The sequence below is a fragment of the Nocardia sp. NPDC049737 genome, assembly GCF_040674755.1.
In the GTDB taxonomy this organism is placed as follows: domain Bacteria; phylum Actinomycetota; class Actinomycetes; order Mycobacteriales; family Mycobacteriaceae; genus Nocardia.
In genome coordinates, this window is the sequence record NZ_JBFANH010000005.1 from 1 (window position 1) to 17492 (window position 17492).

The 17492-nt window shown below is 65.1% G+C and carries 15 protein-coding genes, 1 tRNA gene and 1 pseudogene; 6 read left to right on the plus strand and 11 right to left on the minus strand.

Features of this window, described 5'->3' with window-relative positions; all coding sequences use genetic code 11:
• Positions 1-929: 929 nt before the first annotated feature.
• Together recA and AB0J47_RS08590 are read right to left on the minus strand one after the other, a co-directional pair.
• Entirely contained in the window at positions 930-1976 is a 1047-nt protein-coding gene (recA, locus tag AB0J47_RS08585; RefSeq protein WP_364343058.1) for a recombinase RecA, read from the minus strand.
• A gap of 208 nt (positions 1977-2184) precedes the next feature.
• Complete coding sequence (locus tag AB0J47_RS08590; protein WP_364342077.1) at positions 2185-3207, minus strand: Lrp/AsnC family transcriptional regulator; 1023 nt, start codon at positions 3205-3207, stop codon at positions 2185-2187.
• Between the two features lie 97 nt (positions 3208-3304).
• Between AB0J47_RS08590 and AB0J47_RS08595 the strand changes: the two genes are divergently transcribed.
• The gene (locus tag AB0J47_RS08595; protein ID WP_364342080.1) at positions 3305-4711 is read left to right on the plus strand and encodes an MFS transporter; all 1407 of its coding nucleotides are present in this window, start codon (positions 3305-3307) and stop codon (positions 4709-4711) included.
• An 86-nt stretch (positions 4712-4797) separates the two neighbouring features.
• On the opposite strand, the gene AB0J47_RS08600 is transcribed toward AB0J47_RS08595, so the two are convergent.
• From AB0J47_RS08600 to AB0J47_RS08610, 3 genes are read right to left on the minus strand one after another with little or no spacing between them, the layout of a single operon-like run.
• On the minus strand, positions 4798-5247 hold the full coding sequence (locus AB0J47_RS08600) for a nuclear transport factor 2 family protein (RefSeq protein ID WP_364342083.1): 450 nt from the start codon (positions 5245-5247) through the stop codon (positions 4798-4800).
• Positions 5248-5273: 26 nt separating this feature from the next.
• Complete coding sequence (locus AB0J47_RS08605) at positions 5274-6161, minus strand: pyridoxamine 5'-phosphate oxidase family protein (protein ID WP_364342086.1); 888 nt, start codon at positions 6159-6161, stop codon at positions 5274-5276.
• A 35-nt stretch (positions 6162-6196) separates the two neighbouring features.
• On the minus strand, positions 6197-6658 hold the full coding sequence (locus tag AB0J47_RS08610; RefSeq protein WP_364342089.1) for a VOC family protein: 462 nt from the start codon (positions 6656-6658) through the stop codon (positions 6197-6199).
• Between the two features lie 154 nt (positions 6659-6812).
• Between AB0J47_RS08610 and AB0J47_RS08615 the strand changes: the two genes are divergently transcribed.
• Positions 6813-7328 (plus strand): CGNR zinc finger domain-containing protein, encoded by a 516-nt coding sequence (locus tag AB0J47_RS08615; protein WP_364342092.1) that lies wholly within the window; start codon positions 6813-6815, stop codon positions 7326-7328.
• A gap of 2 nt (positions 7329-7330) precedes the next feature.
• Here the strand turns inward: AB0J47_RS08615 and AB0J47_RS08620 are convergent, their stop codons facing one another.
• The 3 genes from AB0J47_RS08620 to AB0J47_RS08630 form a co-directional block, all read right to left on the minus strand.
• Positions 7331-8527, minus strand: a complete 1197-nt coding sequence (locus tag AB0J47_RS08620) for a phosphotransferase (RefSeq protein ID WP_364342095.1) — start codon at positions 8525-8527, stop codon at positions 7331-7333.
• Entirely contained in the window at positions 8524-8718 is a 195-nt protein-coding gene (locus AB0J47_RS08625) for a DUF3046 domain-containing protein (RefSeq protein WP_364342098.1), read from the minus strand. The genes AB0J47_RS08620 and AB0J47_RS08625 overlap by 4 nt, the downstream gene beginning before the upstream one ends.
• A 101-nt stretch (positions 8719-8819) precedes the next feature.
• On the minus strand, positions 8820-9980 hold the full coding sequence (locus AB0J47_RS08630; protein WP_364342101.1) for a glycosyl transferase: 1161 nt from the start codon (positions 9978-9980) through the stop codon (positions 8820-8822).
• Between the two features lie 200 nt (positions 9981-10180).
• Here AB0J47_RS08630 and AB0J47_RS08635 point away from each other — a divergent pair.
• Positions 10181-10265, plus strand: a tRNA-Leu gene (locus AB0J47_RS08635).
• A 1079-nt stretch (positions 10266-11344) separates the two neighbouring features.
• Here the strand turns inward: AB0J47_RS08635 and AB0J47_RS08640 are convergent.
• Positions 11345-11806, minus strand: a pseudogene (locus AB0J47_RS08640) (transposase); the annotation flags it as partial.
• Positions 11807-12027: 221 nt separating this feature from the next.
• On the opposite strand from AB0J47_RS08640, the gene AB0J47_RS08645 reads away from it, so the two are divergent.
• The 3 genes from AB0J47_RS08645 to AB0J47_RS08655 are packed head-to-tail and all read left to right on the plus strand — an operon-like array spanning position 12028 to position 15147.
• Entirely contained in the window at positions 12028-12771 is a 744-nt protein-coding gene (locus tag AB0J47_RS08645) for an SDR family oxidoreductase (RefSeq protein WP_364342104.1), read from the plus strand.
• Positions 12768-13832: a phosphotransferase family protein gene (locus AB0J47_RS08650; protein ID WP_364342107.1), complete on the plus strand. Its 1065-nt coding sequence runs from the start codon at positions 12768-12770 to the stop codon at positions 13830-13832. The genes AB0J47_RS08645 and AB0J47_RS08650 overlap by 4 nt, the downstream gene beginning before the upstream one ends.
• Positions 13833-13857: 25 nt before the next feature.
• On the plus strand, positions 13858-15147 hold the full coding sequence (locus tag AB0J47_RS08655; RefSeq protein WP_364342110.1) for an acyl-CoA dehydrogenase family protein: 1290 nt from the start codon (positions 13858-13860) through the stop codon (positions 15145-15147).
• A gap of 297 nt (positions 15148-15444) precedes the next feature.
• Here AB0J47_RS08655 and AB0J47_RS08660 read toward each other — a convergent pair whose 3' ends face one another.
• Positions 15445-15978, minus strand: a complete 534-nt coding sequence (locus AB0J47_RS08660) for a TetR/AcrR family transcriptional regulator (protein WP_364342113.1) — start codon at positions 15976-15978, stop codon at positions 15445-15447.
• Positions 15979-16399: 421 nt separating this feature from the next.
• On the minus strand, positions 16400-17458 hold the full coding sequence (locus AB0J47_RS08665; RefSeq protein WP_364342116.1) for an alcohol dehydrogenase catalytic domain-containing protein: 1059 nt from the start codon (positions 17456-17458) through the stop codon (positions 16400-16402).
• Positions 17459-17492 lie beyond the last annotated feature (34 nt).

Here is a 17492-nt window from a genome sequence, read left to right on the forward strand (position 1 = left end):
CCCAGGGCCATAATTTGTTCTGTTCGTCGGCGTCGGGGTTGTGGGGCCGCCCCACCGGGCCCCGCCCCCCCCCCCCGCGCCGGCCCCCCGTCGCGCGCCCCCGCGGGCCCCCGCCCCCGCTCGACCGAGTTCCCATGATGTCCGAATCGGCCAAACCACCTTCGGCCAACCGGACCCGCCTATCCCCCTGCCCCCTCCCCCGAAAACCCGAGCCCCCTTCGTCCCACCGCGCTGAATCGCCTCCGGCCACCCGAGATCCGGCCTCCGCCGAATCACCCTCGGACCCCTGTCGCCCCGATCCGGACTCGCCCTCCCCAGATTCCTCCGCCCCGGCACGACCGAGCCGTGCAGCGTTCCACCGCTCCTGATCTCGACCCGACTCGATTTCACCCGACGAGAATCCGTCGCTCCCTCGATCGTCCTCGGACCACTGCCCGCGGCCCGACTCGGACTCGCCCGACCGGAAATCAGCAGCCTCCGGACCGAACTCGGACAACCAAGGACCGCCCGACCAGGAAGACCAAGAACCGGCATCCACCGAGTCACCCTCGGACCACTGCACCCGGCCTACTTCGGATTCATCCGAACGAAACCCGTCGGCGTCCGAGCCACCCTCGGACCACCGGCCACGCCCTAGCTCCGGCTCCCCCGAACGGAAACCGGCGGCCGCCAAGTCGATCTCGGACCGCCGACTGCGGTTCCGCTCGAAACCACCCGGCCGGAGACCGGCGGCCTCCGAATCGCTCTGAGACCACCGCACCCGATCCGGCTCGGGCTCACCCGAGCCAGTAGAGGGCGGGATGGGTGGGCGGCCTGAGGCGGAGAGTAGTTCGTTCAGGCGGCGGCGAGCCTCGGTTACGGGGTCGGGCCGCGTTGGATCTGGTGCGGGCCGGGTGGGATTCGAGGCTGGGTGCCGAGGGGGCATCGGATCAGAAGTCGGCGGGGACCTCGGTGGCCGCGCCGTCGGCGGTCACGTCGGCGCCGATGCCGAGCTTCTCCTTGATCTTCTTCTCGACCTCGTCGCGGATGTCGGTGTTCTCCAGCAGGAACTTGCGGGCGTTCTCTTTGCCCTGGCCGAGCTGGTCGCCCTCGTAGGTGTACCAGGAGCCGGACTTGCGGATGAAGCCCTGCTCGACACCCATATCGATGAGCGAGCCCTCCTTGGAGATGCCCTGGCCGTAGAGGATGTCGAATTCGGCCTGCTTGAACGGCGGCGAGACCTTGTTCTTCACGACCTTCACGCGGGTACGGTTACCGACCGCATCGCTGCCGTCCTTGAGCGTCTCGATGCGGCGCACATCCAGGCGCACCGAGGCGTAGAACTTCAGCGCCTTACCACCGGTCGTGGTCTCGGGCGAACCGAACATCACGCCGATCTTCTCGCGCAGCTGGTTGATGAAGATGGCGGTGGTGCCGGAGTTGTTCAGCGCACCGGTCATCTTGCGCAGCGCCTGGCTCATCAGACGCGCCTGCAGACCGACGTGGCTGTCACCCATCTCGCCCTCGATTTCCGCGCGCGGGACCAGCGCGGCCACCGAGTCGATGACGATGATGTCGATCGCACCCGAACGCACCAGCATGTCGGCGATTTCCAGCGCCTGCTCACCGGTATCGGGCTGGGAGACGAGCAGCGCGTCGGTGTCGACGCCCAGCTTGCGGGCGTAATCGGGATCGAGCGCGTGCTCGGCGTCGATGAAGGCAGCGACGCCGCCCGCGGCCTGGGCATTGGCCACCGCGTGCAGTGCGACGGTCGTCTTACCCGAGGACTCCGGACCGTAGACCTCGACGATGCGGCCGCGCGGCAGACCGCCGATGCCGAGCGCCACGTCCAGGGCGATGGATCCGGTCGGGATCACCGAAATGGGCTGGCGCGCCTCCTCACCGAGACGCATGACCGCGCCCTTGCCGAAGCTCTTCTCGACCTGAGCCAGCGCCAGCTCGAGCGCCTTATCACGGTCGTACGCCTGTGGTGCCATATCCTGATCCCCTTTTCCGCCGGGTAAGTCTCGTTCGTGGTTGGCGCCCACATTAGAGGGCGGCACCGACAAGTTCTGACGACCAGCCTAGACGAACAGGTGTTCGAGTCAAGCGACGCGCCCGACAACACGCGCCCCGAATTCTCCGACACGGCAACCGCCGCGCTACGGCCGATCGCAGCCCTTTTTCCGAGCGCTGAACCGATCTTCACCGCACCAGTGAAATCCGATCACTGTCCAGCAACGTCTGCGCCTGCTTGTACACCCGCAACGCGGGCGTCACCTCCACATCCGTGATCCCATCGAGTGCACCCAGCCGCTGCGTGACATACCGGTAGAGGTGCGCGGTATCGCGACACATCAGCGACGCCATCAGATTGGTCGGCCCGGTGGTCGCGGCAATGAAGACGATCTCCGGGTGGGTCGCCATCGCGGTGCCCACCGCCTCGAGATCCGCCGGTCGCGCGCGCAGCCACAGCGCCGCCCGCACGGCGTACCCCATCCGTTCGATCGCGAAATCGAGATCGAAGTACAGCACACGAGATTCGACGAGCTCGGCCATGCGACGCGCCACTCGCGTTGCGGTCCAACCGATTTCGGCGGCGATCTGGGCGTACGGCGCGCGACCGTCGCGACCGAGCAGCACCAGCATCGCCTCGTCCTGCGCCGAAAGTTCCACCGGCGCTTCCGGTCCCGTATCGGCCCGCCACAGTGGCCGCGTGCCGAGTTCGCGCAGTTGCGCCGCGGTGAACAGGTGCCCGAAATGCGGCCATTCCTCGTCGAGCGGGAAGCGGTGGATCACCTCGTGGGCCGTCAGTCCGATCACCTGACTGGCCTGGGGCAACGTCTGCATCAACAGCTTGTCGCGCCGCTCGACCGAGCGCGGCCTGCTCACGCAAGTCACCTCGGATCCGGTGGACAGCAGGGTCACCCAGCTCAGATCCGGAAAGCGGGCCAGCGATTCGGCCAGCCGCGCCGCCTTGTCCGGAGTCGACCGCAGCCGGATCACCCAGCGCGCATGCCCGAGCGGCACCGCGTTGACCTGCCCCGACACATGCAAAATGCCGCGCTGCCGCAGCGATCGGTAGCGCCGCGCCACCGTCTGTTCCGAAACCTCGAGGATGGCGCCGAGCTTGGCGAACGGGATGCGCGCATCGGTCACCAGCGCGTGCAGGATCTGCTTGTCGAGGACATCGAGTATGGAGGAATCCACGCCATCTTCGAATTGCACAGGAGGAATCTAACGCACATTGCCGTGTGACTATGTGGATATCAACGCCTGCCGCACTCTGAGTGTCGATATCATTCGAATCGCCTCGGAGGCTCCCGTGAGGAAATGGCTGCCCTTATTCGCCGCGTGCCTGGGCACGCTGATGCTGCTCATCGACGTCACCATCGTCAATGTCGCGCTTCCCGACATCGCCGCCGATCTCGGCACCGGCCTGTCCGGACTGCAGTGGGTGATGGACGGGTATGCGCTCGCGCTGGCCGCGCTGCTGCTGGTGCTCGGTTCACTGGCCGATCGGGTCGGTGCGAAGCGCGCTTACCTCGCCGGACTGGTGGTTTTCGCGCTCGCCTCGCTGATCTGCGGGATCGCCGATACCTCGGCGAGTCTCATTGCGGCGCGGGCACTTCAGGGCATCGGCGGGGCCGCGATGTTCGCGACCACCCTGTCGCTGCTGCACTCCACCTACACCGGCCGTGATCGCGGTGTCGCCTTCGGCGTCTGGGGTGCGGTATCGGGTGCGGCGGCTGGAATCGGCGTGGTGCTCGGCGGTGTGCTCACCGAGGCACTGTCGTGGCGTTGGATCTTCTTCGTCAATCTGCCGATAGCGGTATTGGCGATCGTTTTGACCGCGATCGTTTTCCAGCCGTCGCCGCGGCATGCGGATCGGGCCATCGACGTGCCGGGCATGCTGGCGTTCGCGACGGCCGCGACGGCGGTCACCTACGGTGTCATCCGCGGCGGCGAACACGGCTGGTCCGATGGTCCTACGCTGTTCGCACTGGCGCTCGGCGCGGTCGCACTGCTGGCCTTCGTATTCGTCGAATCCCGCAGTACTGCAGCGATGTTCCCGCTGGCCCTGCTCGGCAATCGCAACTTCGGGGCCACCCTTGTCTCCGCGTTCGGGCAGACGTTCGCGGCCTTCGCCGCCACTCCCCTGATTTCGCTCTGGCTGCAGCAGCAGTTGCATTTATCGCCCATGCGCGCCGGACTGGCCATGCTGCCGATGGCGGCGATGGCATTCGTGGTCGCCGGTGCATTCGGCAAACTGCTGCACGACGTTTCGCCGAAATGGACGATCGGCGCCGGCCTGGTGCTGGTCGGCGTCGGCACCGGGTTGATGACCATCATCGATATCGGATCATCTTGGGCCGCATTGGTTCCCGGATTCGTGGTGATCGGCGCGGGTATCGGCATCAACGCGCCCGCCCTTGTCGCGGTGGGGATGGCGGCGGTGCCGCCGCAGCAGGGCGGGATCGCCGCAGGTGCGGTGAATACCGCACGGCAGCTCGGCCTCGCACTCGGCGTGGCGGTGCTGGGCACCGTATTCCGTGAAGTCGCCGATGACAGTCGGCCGATGACATTGTCGCGGTTCGTGGATGGGTTGGATGCGGCGTTCGCAGTCGCGGCCGGAGTCGGAATCGTATTCGGCGTGATCGCATTCGGGCTGTTCCATCGTCAACGTCAGGTTGCCGACGTCCCGGCTCAGGCGCAGACCGTGGTCGTCTGAGCACCGAACCGGCGTCGCCCTCATCAGACCCGGCAGGCCGGGCACCCCACACGGGGTGCCCGGTACGAGCGCGCCGCACTCATCGATTACTGCTGCGGCAGAACGGATTCGTCACCTTCCGGGCGCGGGCCGAAGATGCGGCGATCGGAGTCGTCGATGCGGACATCGTTGATGCTGGCCTCGCGCCGCGACATCAGACCTTCCGGGGTGAACTCCCACTGCTCATTGCCGTAACTGCGCCACCACTGGCCGGATTCGTCATACCACTCGTACTGGAAGCGGACCGCGATGCGGTTGCCTTCGAACGCCCAGAGATCCTTGCGCAGTGCGTACCCGTTTTCGATGGACCACTTTCGGGTGAGGAAATCGACGATGGCGGCGCGTCCGGTGAAGAACTCGTCGCGGTTGCGCCACACCGATTCCTCGGTGTACGCGGCGGCGACGCGCTCGGGATCCCTGGTGTTCCAGGCATTCTCGGCGGCACGCACCTTGGCCTTGGCAGATTCCAGGTCGAACGGCGGCAGCGGAGGTCGCATTTGCGATTCCCTTCTCGGGTATGAGGTCAGGGGTTGACCGGGGAGAGTTCGGCCGGACCCCAGCGGAGCTGGCCCGCGCCGTGGACTTCGACCACTTCCGTAATGGTGAAGTCGATCGAGCACTGTGCTCCGGCAGTGAAGGTTTCGGGTGCCCAGGACAATTCGGCGGTTCCGCTGAGTTGAAGGGTTGCGCCGGTGGTCCAGTCCGGGACCAGAATGCCGCAGCGTGGGTTCACCGCGATGTTCCCGAGTGTCATGAACATCGAATTGCCCTGATAGTCCGGCCATCTCAGCCGCGTAGGTGAAAGCACCTGCAGGAAATTGGGATTCCCGCCGCGATGGGAGGCATCGGCATTGCCACCGGCATCCGCGGTGGCGATGAAGAAGGCATCCGCCGCGGCGATCAGCGCGCGCTGTCGCGCATCGAGTTCCGTGCTATGTAGGGGCGCTGGTAGGTCGATATCGGGGCGATACGACTCGATCTGCCTGCGCGAGATGTACTTCGGACAGTTCGAATACACCTGATCGACGGTAATCAGCAACCCCGCCTCGGTTGGCACCGCCGATCCGTTGACGCGCATTCGCCTTCGCCGCTGCGGCTGCAGCGCAATCATGCCGATCCGGGCAGGACGAGTCAGCGCTTCATGTAATGGATCTCCAGCGGCCGGAAAGGCATCGATCGCGATCGTCCCGGCATCGATGACATGCACGAACCCCGGCGGCCCGACCACCGCGCCTGCCCACACCCGTCCCTCGAGGTCTGTGGCGCCGATCACAACCATTGGTTGCTCAGCCAGGAAACCCGCTGCGATATCGGGGATATCGGCACGAATCATCCGTCCCACCCGATCGGCGATATGCGCCTGGCCCATTCGCTGCTGCACGGCGACCTCGCCCGGATGAAAGTGGCTCATCAGGATCCTCCTGGCATGTTCAACAGCGTTCGGGCTCAGAAGAATCCACAGGTTGGAGCGGCACCGCTGGGCGCGGGAGCGGACTCGGCGCCCGTGGGTGCGTAGACCTCGAGGCGGATACCGTCGGGATCGGTGAAGAAGATGCCGCCCGAGGCGACGCCCTCGCCGTGCGCGACCACGCCATTGTGGGCAAAACTCACCGAGAGTTCCCGCAGCAGCGCCTCGATCGAACGCACCTGTTCGATGGTGTCGACCTGGAATGAAAGATGATGCAGGCCAGGGGTTTCGGCGGAGAACGTGCCGTTGGACTGCTGCCAGAGGGTCAGCACGAGCTTGCCGTTGGCGCCGAGGAAAGCCCAGCGCTTGTCGTCGTCGGCACTGGCAGCGAGCTGCTCGAAACCGAATGCGCGGCGATAGAAGTCCACCGATCGGTTCAGGTCGGAGACATTCAGGCCGATGTGCCCGGTAGCCAACTCGGGCGCGATAGCTGTCGTCATCGTGATTCTCCTCGGAATTTATAACTTCTCAAGATAGTTTTAACAGTTAGAACATAACCGGCGGCGATACGCGCGTCAACCTCTAAACTCATGTTAGCTAGTTAGAACGGTGGTGTTTGCCCTGGAGACGAAAAGGAGATCGTTACCCTCAGGTATGCCCGATCCACGCCCCCACCTCGGTGAACCGCTGGCACTCGACCTGCTGAACACCCGATGGAACCAGGACGGACCACAAGATCTGCTCACCGATGTCACGGGCCTCGGCACCTGGCTCACCACGGCCGGGCTCGACGATCGCGCGAAGGCGGACGAACGGACCCTGCAGGCGGTACTCGCCGCCCGCACCGCCATCTACGATGTGGTGAAACATGCCTCGCACACCGCGCTCAACGAAGTGCTCGACCACGGCCGGATCCGACGCACCCTGACCGATACCGGGCCCACCGATATCGTCGACGTACCCGAAACCGCCTGGCTCCCCGGCTGGCTCGCCGCGGACAACCTGCTGGGGCTACTGGCCGAGGCACCCGACCGGATCCGCCAGTGCGCCCATCCGGACTGTGTGCTGTTCTTCTACGACACCTCGAAAAACGGCACCCGCCGATGGCATTCGATGGCGACTTGCGGCAACCGCACCAAGGCCGCACGCCACTACGCGAAAAAGAGCTGAACTCAGAAGAGTTCGTCGAGCAGTCGGTAGTAGTCCAGTCGCCACCGGTCCGGCTCGGCGAGCCCATAGGCAGCGTAGAACGCGCGCAATTCGTCGGAACCGAAATCCTCGAGCAGATCGCGTTGAGCCAGGGCCAGGTCGCGGTATCGATCCGCAACGCCCAAGCCACCGAGGTCGATCAACAGACCACCGGCCAGCACATTGGACGGAGTGAAATCACCATGCGCGATAACGAGATCCTCCTCCGGTGGACGATCGGCGAGCAGTCGTTGGTAGATCTGTTCCGGCGTCAGCCCTCGATTGTCGTCGTCGAAGTCGTCGACATCGACCAAACCCTCGAGCACACGGCGCCGCGCCTGCGCCAGCATGACATCCAACCTGCCATCGAACGGGCAATCGGCGACGGGAATGTCGTGCAGACGCCGCAGCAGTTCGCCCATGACCGCGCCCACCGATTCTGTCGGCTCGGCGGCCAGACTCGGCCGACCCGCGTCGGTGAGAACCAGGACATCTGCTTCGAACACAGCAATGTCCGGTAGTTGAATCCCCTTGCCCCGCAACCAATTCAGCCGCGCATATTCGGCCGCGGCCCGCGGCCCCCGCTTGACCCAATACGCACCATTGACGTGCGCAACACCGCCGCTCATACCCTCGTGTTCATCCGACCAGGCGGGATTGTCACCCAGCACTGCGGCGACCTGCGGCGGCAAGGTCGTGGGCAGGTCGTCGAGGAAGTCGAGAGTGGTGCGCGTGGATTCGATCAGCTCGGCATCCCCCTCGACGACGCGCAGTTTCAACGCCTCGGTGAGCCGCGCCCTCGCCTCGGACATTCTGCCCTGTTCGGCGAGAGCCTTACCCAGGTGCTGCAGCGCGAAGGAAAGGACCTCGGAATCGCTGGCTCGGTCCACAGCTCGGCGATACAGCGTTTCGGCGGTGACGGTGTCACCCCAGTAGCGGTAGACATCGCCGAGGTTGATCCAAACCGACATCCGACGATAGTCACTATCGGCGAGTTCGAGGGCGCGATCGAGGTGATCGAGGGCCTCGGCATAGCGGCCGAGCAGCATCAGCTCGATGCCGATCTTGCGGAATTCGGCGAAGTCGACCGGCCGCGACGCCGCGACGCGAGCGGCCAACTCCCCATGATCGGTGGGGATCATGCGCAGCCGCTCGTCGAAGCCGTAACCGTGGTCAGTCACCAGCGTGATCTCGGTATGTCGAAGTCGGTGCAGAGCGCACGCCACACGTCACGCGGGTCGATGCCCGCCTCGATGGCGGCGGCACCCGTCCGCCCACCCAATGCCGGGATGGTGTGGTCCCTGAGCAGCGCATCGCCACGGGCCACACCGAACTCGGTGTGCAACAGCTCCTGGAACTCGGTCAACCGCACCGTATTCAAGATACTCGCGCCGATGCGGCCGCTCACTCGGGCCGCTCACTCGGGCCGTTCGATCGGCGGGCGGGATCGGCTCGGAAATGGCCGAACAGGCGCTAGTGGGTCCGCACACTGAGCACGTCGTGACAGATGCGGATGGGGTCGACGACATCCGCGATACCCGCGGCTGCTCGTTGCGCGGCCGCCCGATAGCCGGGTGTATTGAGCAGGTCGAGGACCGCAGAGCGCACCGCATCAGCGGTCAGCGGTCGGACCAGGATCGAACTGCCTTGGCGGGCAGCGCGATTGGCCAGTTCCCACTGGTCGCCACCGCCGGGGACCGTCACGATCGCAACACCCGCGAGCAGAGATTTCGCGAGCAAACCGTGGCCACCGCCACCAACCACCACCGAGGCGTGCGTGAGCAGTTCGTCTTGGCGGCCGAGTCCAGCGGTTGCCCATGGCGGCAGATCGGCAGGCGGAGTGTCGAGCATGGAAATGGCCACCCGGACACCCGCTCCGTCCAGCGCGTCCAGCACGGTTTCGACCATGCCCGCGACACCGGTATGCGCGGTCGACGGCGCCACCATGACCAGCGGCTCGTCGCCGGGCGGTGGTTCGAGGATTTTCGGAGTGGGCTCCCACAGCAGCGGGCCGACGACGTGGGTGTGCTCGGGCCAATCGGGGCGCGGCACCTCGAGGGCGGGCAGGGTGGCGATCAGGCGGGCCGCCGGACCCGGATCGGTGGCGGGCAGTCCGACACTTTCACGGGCCTGCTCGCGCTGCCGCACACCATTGCGAATGGCGCGGGCGGTCATGGTGCGCAACATGCCGTCACGCAGGCGGCCGCGCACCCCCTCCCCAGGCGCGAGGCCACTTCCGATGGGCGGCAATGCTTTCGACGGTAGATACAGCGGATGCGGCGATAGCTCGACCCACGGCACCCCGAGTCGCTCGGCAGCCATCCCGCCACCCGCGGTCAGCACATCCGACACCACGAGCTCGGGAAGCATCGCGCTCAAATCGGGCAGGATTTCGGTCGAAATATGCGCCGCGCGCTCATGAATGCGCTGACCGGCATCGCTGTCGTCGTCGACCGTGCGCGGCGCGAGCCCCTTGAGTCTGCGCACCGCGACGCCCGCCCGCTTGGCGGCGTCGAACCAACGCGGTCCGGTGAACAGCACCGGATCGTCACCGGCGGCCAGGAACCGTTCGCACAGCGCCAGCGCCGGAAAAGCATGGCCGGGATCCGGCCCGGCAACAACGGCAACACGCATGCGGCCAGCCTGCCACATCGATCTCGGAACTCGGTGCGACGCCGATCGGGTTCGGGCGAGCAACCGATGCGCCCCGCGCCAGCGTTCGTCGAAATGCCATTCGGACGCAACCGGAATGCCTGCTGGTCCGCACCACTCCCCCTGGATAGACCGATTTCAACACTTCCCCACCCATCCGTTACCCTTGCTCAACAACACCGGTCCGGGTGGCGGAATGGCAGACGCGCTAGCTTGAGGTGCTAGTGCCCTTTATCGGGCGTGGGGGTTCAAGTCCCCCTCCGGACACAGACACTACGTCACGTCACCCGTTCTACCTGCGGTTATGCAGAAAGGATCAGGTGACAGCTTCGAGCCGAATCAGTGCATAACCGCAGGTGGGGAACTCTGTGGGGGTTCAATTCGGGTTCAGCTGAGAGAATCCTGAGAAACCGACACGTCGGCCAGGGGAATCATGGACAGTCATATCACGGAAGTCGTTCCGGCTCTGGGGAAGTCGGTTGCGGCCTTCACAATCTGGGATACGGCGGTCCCGCTCGCTACGCCGATCAGAAGGGGGCTTTATGCGGAACGCTCGACCGTCCCTGGTCGACGCTCACACGCCGGTCGCATGACAGGCGAGATCAACGGAACTCAGCGTCGTCGTCCCGCACCGATCAGGTCAGCGCGTCCGTCGAGGCATCTGCAATCATATCGACGGACGCATTGCGTGGTATCTGCTCAAACGCCTCAACCGCCGCCTCGAGGAACTCGGCGTATCGGCGTGCCCAATCCCGAGCGCCGACGTTGTACGAGTGTGCTGCGGCAACGCTCGCGCCACCCATGGCGGCTCTGTTCCGAAGCCGAAGGAGTTCGGTCCACGTTTTCTCGAGAGAGTAGGGAGTGCCTGGCCACAACTCTCCTCCACCGATGCTTCCCATTATCCGTTTCAGGTCGTGCGCGATGCGAATCATGGTCTCCGCAGGCTCGGACTCGATCGTCCGCAGGACCGAGGAATCGCTATACGAGAAGTCTTTCAACGCACTCCGACCTCCGACTCGCTTGGAATTCTAGGAACTCAGCCGCCGGAATCCTGCCTACCGCCGCCACCTGGGGCGCGACCTGGATGATGCGCAAGCGTTCCGGGCCGGTTGTTTGGGCGTCAGGGGGCTCCGAATCGGGGATGTTGGAGGCTTGCGAGTCGAGTTCAAGGGGCTCCACCAGTGGTGGTGTGTCCGCAGGAACTGCGGAGACGTCGCGGGCGAAGTCCTGGGCTTGGCGCTCCATCTCGGCCTCGGCGCCAAAGGCTGCGACCCTCAGTCTCTGCACCTACGCCAGCATGGCGCGTGCTGATGAGGAATTGTCAAACCCTGTGGATTCGGTGAGTTTCAGGCGACCTCCGTTCCGGTGGTGTCGGCCGCGTCGGCTGTCGACGCTGGTGTGATGTCGCGGGGGCGTTCGAGCAGCTTGCCCTTGTGGAAGAGCGCGCCGGCACGGACGAGGGCGACGAGTTCGGGTGCGTTGACCTTGCGCCAGCGGGTTTGGGCGGAATCGATCAGCTTGTAGGCCATAGCGATTCCCGCCGCCCGCGAGCCCGGCCCCTTGGTGACCTTGGTCCGAAGACGAACGGACGCGAAGGTCGATTCGATGGGGTTTGTGGTGCGCAGATGGATCCAGTGCTCAGCCGGGTATCGGTAGAACTCGAGCAGCACATCGAGGTCGTCGACGATCTTCGCGACGGCTTTGGGATATTTTGCGCCGTAGTCGATTTCGAACGCTTTCACCGCCAGTTGCCTCTTGTCGATGTCCTCGGCCATGTAGATATCCTTCATGGCCGCGACCGCCCCGGGGACGGTGGTCGAACTGCCCGATGTCGAAATAGTCGCGACGATGGACGCCTCGACAATGAACTTCTCCGGCTATAATATAGTGGGCGCTCAGTTTAATAACTGGAAACGCGGCAGGACGCCAGACAGGAAGGGTTCCCTACCGGGACGCCGAACCGATGACGATCCTGACGCCGGAACCGTGCCGGCCCGGACGCTAGTTAGACGAAATCAACGAGGTCACAATGGAATTCGATGGCAAGGTAGTTGTCATCACCGGAGGCAGTCGAGGGTTGGGCCAAGAGATGGCCAAGGCCTTCGGCGCCGAGGGCGCCCGCGTTGTGGTGACGAGTCGAAAGCTCGCCGACTGCGAGGTGGTGGCGAAAGCCGTCGAAGCGCTGCATGGGCGCCGGGCACTGGCCGTGGCGTGCAATGTCAGTGACTGGGCACAGTGTGACACCCTGATCGACAGCGTGTACCAGGAATTCGGTCGGGTCGATGTGCTGGTGAACAACGCCGGACTGTCGCCGCTGTACCCGTCAGTCGATCAGGTCACCGAGGCGTACTTCGACAAGGTGATCGGCGTGAACCTGAAAGGTCCCTTCCGGTTGGCATCGGTTATCGGTGCACGGATGGCGGAGAGGGGCGGTGGCTCGATCGTCAACATCTCCTCGATCGAGGCGATACGCCCGGATCCCAATGCGATTCCTTACGCGGCCGCCAAAGCCGCGCTGAACAACCTCACCGAAGGCTTGGCACAGACGTTCGGGCCGACCGGCGTCCGAGTCAACGCGATCCAGTGCGGGCCCTTCCTCACCGACATCTCCCAGGCGTGGACCGACGAAATGCGGGTGCAGTTCGACAGCCAGGCGGCGCTGCGCCGCTGTGGAAAGCCTGACGAGATCATTGGAGCGGCATTGTATCTCGCAAGCGAAAAGGCATCGTTCTGCACAGGTGCCGTACTTCGGCTCGACGGCGGGGTCCGATGAGCAGCGTCTGCGCGACCGCGAGCTTCGGGATTCCCGGGGTCGAGTTGTCCGCACTCGCCGGCTGGATGGATGCCAATGGCCTTGGGCGCGGGCCATTGACCGACATACGCGCCATCGGGGGCGGCACTCAGAACATCATGCTGCGATTCACCCGCAGCGCACGGGAATTCGTACTGCGCCGAGGCCCGCTACATCCGCGCGCGACGACCAATGACAACCTGCGCCGGGAGATGCGGCTGCTGGCGGCGTTGGCCGACACCGTCGTGCCACATGCCCGGCTGATCGCCGGGTGCCTCGACGAATCAGTGCTGGGCGAGTCGGTGTTCTACCTCATGGAGCCGCTGGCCGGTTTCAACGCAGCGGTCGAGTTGCCCGTACTGCACGCCTCGGACGCGGGCGTTCGCTATCGGATGGGACTCGCGGCCGTCGACGCGCTGGCCACGCTGAGTGCGGTCGACTACAAGGCGGTGGGGCTGGCCGATTTCGGGCACCCCGAGGGCTTTCTCGAACGTCAGGTACCGCGCTGGCTGCGCGAACTCGAGTCCTATGCACAGCTGGACAATTACGACGGACACGGCCTGCCCGTCGAGTCGGTGGCCGAGTGGCTTACTCGCAACCGGCCGTCCAGCGGCCCGATCGGGATCATGCACGGCGACTACCACCTCGCCAATATCATGTTCGCGCCCGATGGGCCGCATGTGGCGGCGATTGTGGACTGGGAGATGTGCACGATCGGCGATCCGATGCTGGATCTGGGCTGGCTGCTGGCGACTTGGCCGGAGCCGGATCAGCCGATCGACATCATCGGCTCTGCACTCACGGGCGCAGGCGGACTGCCGCCCGCGTCGGAACTCATACGACGTTACGGCGAACGCACGGGCCTCGATGTGTCGGCCGCAGACTGGTACGCCGTGCTGGCCTGTTTCAAACTCGGAATCATTCTGGAGGGCACCCATGCGCGGTCGTGCGCCGGGCTCGCCTCCGTCGATGTGGGGCAACGGCTGCACACCAATGCGGCGGCCCTGTTCACCCGAGCACACCACCTGATCGACCACAACTGATCGTATTCACGAATCGAGGACCGATATGGCATGGGATTTCTCCACTGACCCCGAGTTCCAGAAGAAACTGGACTGGATCCGGGATTTCATCCGCGCCGAAGTGCTTCCGCTCGAGACTCTGAGCCTGGATTGGGCACAGCTGCGCCGTGCCATCGCACCGCTGCAAGAGCAGGTGAGGCAGCAGGAGTTGTGGGCCGCGCACCTGGACCCGGAACTGGGCGGCCAGGGCTACGGCCAGGTCAAGCTCGGGTTGATGCACGAGATCATCGGCTCCAGCTGGGTGGCACCGCTGGTGTTCGGCAATCAGGCGCCGGATTCCGGCAACAGCGAAATCCTCGCCGCCGCAGGCACTTCTGAACAGAAGGCACAGTACCTGGAACCGCTGCTAGCCGGCGAGAAATACTCGGCCTTCGCGTTGACCGAGCCCGGCCACGCGGGTTCTGACCCGACTCGCCTGTCTACCACGGCCTTGCGCGACGGCGACGACTGGATCATCAACGGCCACAAGTGGTTCGTCTCCAACGCCTCGACGGCGGATTTCATCATCGTCGTCGCCGTGACCGACCGGGAGGCCGAAAAGCACCAGCGCGCATCACAATTCATAGTTCCGATCGGCACGTGCGGGGTACGGATCGTGCGCGACCTGGCTACCATGGAACATCCGATCATCCAGCCGAACCACTACCCCTCGCACGCCGAGGTGCTGTTCGACAATGTCCGGGTACCGGCCACCGCGCTGCTCGGCGGCATCGGTGACGGCTTCCGCATCGCCCAGAAACGGCTGGGGCCAGGCCGCATCCACCACTGCATGCGGTGGATCGGGCAGGCCAAGCGGGCCTTCGACATGATGTGCGAACGCGCCGCCTCGCGCGAACTCCACGATGGTGTGCTGGCAGACAAGCAGACCGTCCGCAACTGGATCGCCGATTCGGCTGCCGAGATCCAGGCCGCGCGCCTGATGACGTTGAACGCGGCATGGATGATCGACCAGCACGGTACCGCGGCCGCCCGCAAGGAGATCGCGTACATCAAGTACTACGGGGCGAAGGTGCTACACGACGTCATCGATCGCGCGATCCAGGCACACGGCTCACTCGGCTACTCCGCCGACTTGCCTCTGGAAGGGATGTACCGGTCGGCGCGCGCGGCGCGCTTCTACGATGGCCCTGACGAGGTACACCGGGACAGCGTCGCCAAGCTGATCCTGCGCAACTACACGCCTCCGACGACAGCCATTCCCACCGAGCACGTACCCACTCGTCGGGCCGCGGCCCAGCAACGGTTCGCGGAACTGCTCACCGCCACCGCCGGCTGAGCGCTCAGGCCGAAGAATCGGCAAACGAGTAGCTATGCGGCCCCAGGCGTGATGATCACGCACGCGAACCTGAACGCGCTCTGCCTGTCACGCATCAGTGCTTTGTCCTGCCGACGCGCCGATGTGGTCTCGGTCGCGATACCGCTGTTCCACTCTGGTGGCATCGGATCAGCGGTCTCACGGCTGTTCTTCGGCGGTTCGACGGTGAAGCTCGGCTCCGTGGGCGTGGCGACCTCCGCAGTCGAGGTGCGGGTCGCACCAGGCCCGCCGCAGCTGCTGGCTTGGCGAACCGCAGTCCTAGCGACCCAGGCCGTCGATGACCATCGCCTGGAACTCCCCCACGATCTCATCGATGCGCTGACCGCGGCTGGGCCGGTACCATTGCGCGACCGAATTCATCATTCCCAGTAGGCCATTGGCCACGATGCGGTTGGCGCGTGTGAGCTCGCCGGCGCGATATCCCTGTTCGAGCACACCTTCCCAGCAATCCTGGACTTCTTGCCGCAGCGCCTGCAGCTGCCGCATGTGCTCCGCGCTGAGGGCGTCCGCGTCGCGCATCTGAACAAGCACTTCACGCTGATGCCGCACGATGATGCGGACGTGAGCGTCGATGAGCTGGCCAAGCTTCTCGACCGGGGTGGCTTCTGCGGCGACGACCCGCTGCGCCCCCGCCAGCGCCTTCATGGTGTAGCGTCGCAGGATCTCCCACAACAGCTCTTCCTTGCACTTGATGTGGTAGTACAGCGCACCGGGCTGCAGGTTGGTCCGGTTCCCGATCTCGGCGACACTCGTGGCGTGATAGCCCACCGTGGAGAACAGCTCGATCGCCACCTCGAGGATCCGCTCCCGCGTCGCCTCGGTACTGCTGGCCAGACTGCCCCGCGGTCGGCCACGACGTCGAGGACCGCCGCTAGTCGACTGATCAGGTGCACTCACGAGTACACAGTCTAGGTGGCTCGTTTCGAACGGGCCTTTTCGACGATCACGCGGCCTGGTCGGTGCAGGTTCGGCTGGTCTTGGTGATCGTTGTCGCTGATCGGTTGTGTCCTGTTGTGCCCTTTGTTGTTTGGGCGTCGGTCACGAACTGTGGCCGGGTATGCCTCAGGCGCAGGCCGGCGTGCAGCCGTTGCTGGTGTGGCCGATCCCGAGCATGCGAGACGTGCGAGATTGACCGCGGCGGTCAGTAGAGCGAAATCGGCGCTGATCTTGGCTCGCCGCGGACGCAGGCGCGGCGTACGAAACCAAAACCGGGTCAGCGGTTCGGGTCGAGCACGATCTTGCTGACGTCCTGGTCGCGCGACGCGTAGAGAGTGTAGGCCTCGGGCCCCTGACTCATCGGCATCCGGTGCGAGACAACGTCACCCGGCCGGATTCGGCCGCTGCTCGTCAATCTGAGGAGCACGGGTAACTCCGCTTGCACGGAGCACAGTCCGATGGCGAATTCCAGCTCCTTCACTTGGGCGTACTGCATCGGAAACGGCAGTGCAGGACTCTGATTGACGCCGATGACGCTGACTCGGCCACGGACCCGGACCAGCTTGACCGCCAGCACGATGGTCTCATCGGAGCCGACGGCGTCGATGACGGCATCGAGGCCGGTTCGGCCGACGATCAACCGTACTTCGTCGCGAACGTGCTCACCCGCTGCGAGTGCGGTGGCGCCCATGGCCTGCGCCCGACTGCGACGCGACTCCACGGGGTCTATGCCGATGACGTTCGCCGCACCCATCGCGAAGGCGCACTGGACACTCATGAGCCCGACGGGCCCAAGGCCGATAACGACGACGTTGTCACCGGGAGCGATCCGGGCGCGCCGACATCCGTACCACGCCGTCGGTGCGTTGTCCGTCAGCACGATCGCGGCTTCGTCGCTCACGTCATCGGGCACGGCGACGAGGTTGCGGGCGGCATGGGGCACGAGCACCTGCTGGGCTTGCGTGCCCTGGAGCTTCGGACCTATTCCGTAGCACGATTCGCTCCAATGCCCCGACTTTGTTAGGCAGGCGGCCACCCGACCGGCGCTACACTCGTCGCACGTCGCACAGCCGACGGAAGCAGGGATGAGCACCCGGGTTCCGACAGCCAGATCTCCCGAGTCCCGACCGGCTCGACTGATGATGCCGAGCGCCTCGTGGCCAACCGTGTAGCCGATGGCGTCGCTGAATCCGTGACCGTTCCAGATGTGCAGGTCGCTGCCGCAGATCCCCGCCGCAACAACGTCGACAATCGCCTGATGCGGCTCGATGATGGATGGTTCGGGGGCGTCGGCGAAGGCGATGTCCCGAGGGCCACGGTAGACAAGAGCCTTCACGGAGTGCCGCCGTCCAGTCCGAGCATCGCCAGGC

Bases quoted from the DNA above. Each gene is read 5' to 3' on its own strand.
- recA (WP_364343058.1), bottom strand. From the start codon at position 1,976: ATGGCACCACAGGCGTACGACCGTGATAAGGCGCTCGAGCTGGCGCTG.
- AB0J47_RS08600 (WP_364342083.1), bottom strand. From the start codon at position 5,247: ATGCGACCTCCGCTGCCGCCGTTCGACCTGGAATCTGCCAAGGCCAAG.
- AB0J47_RS08605 (WP_364342086.1), bottom strand. From the start codon at position 6,161: ATGAGCCACTTTCATCCGGGCGAGGTCGCCGTGCAGCAGCGAATGGGC.
- AB0J47_RS08610 (WP_364342089.1), bottom strand. From the start codon at position 6,658: ATGACGACAGCTATCGCGCCCGAGTTGGCTACCGGGCACATCGGCCTG.
- AB0J47_RS08615 (WP_364342092.1), top strand. From the start codon at position 6,813: ATGCCCGATCCACGCCCCCACCTCGGTGAACCGCTGGCACTCGACCTG.
- AB0J47_RS08630 (WP_364342101.1), bottom strand. From the start codon at position 9,980: ATGCGTGTTGCCGTTGTTGCCGGGCCGGATCCCGGCCATGCTTTTCCG.
- AB0J47_RS08645 (WP_364342104.1), top strand. From the start codon at position 12,028: ATGGAATTCGATGGCAAGGTAGTTGTCATCACCGGAGGCAGTCGAGGG.
- AB0J47_RS08650 (WP_364342107.1), top strand. From the start codon at position 12,768: ATGAGCAGCGTCTGCGCGACCGCGAGCTTCGGGATTCCCGGGGTCGAG.
- AB0J47_RS08655 (WP_364342110.1), top strand. From the start codon at position 13,858: ATGGCATGGGATTTCTCCACTGACCCCGAGTTCCAGAAGAAACTGGAC.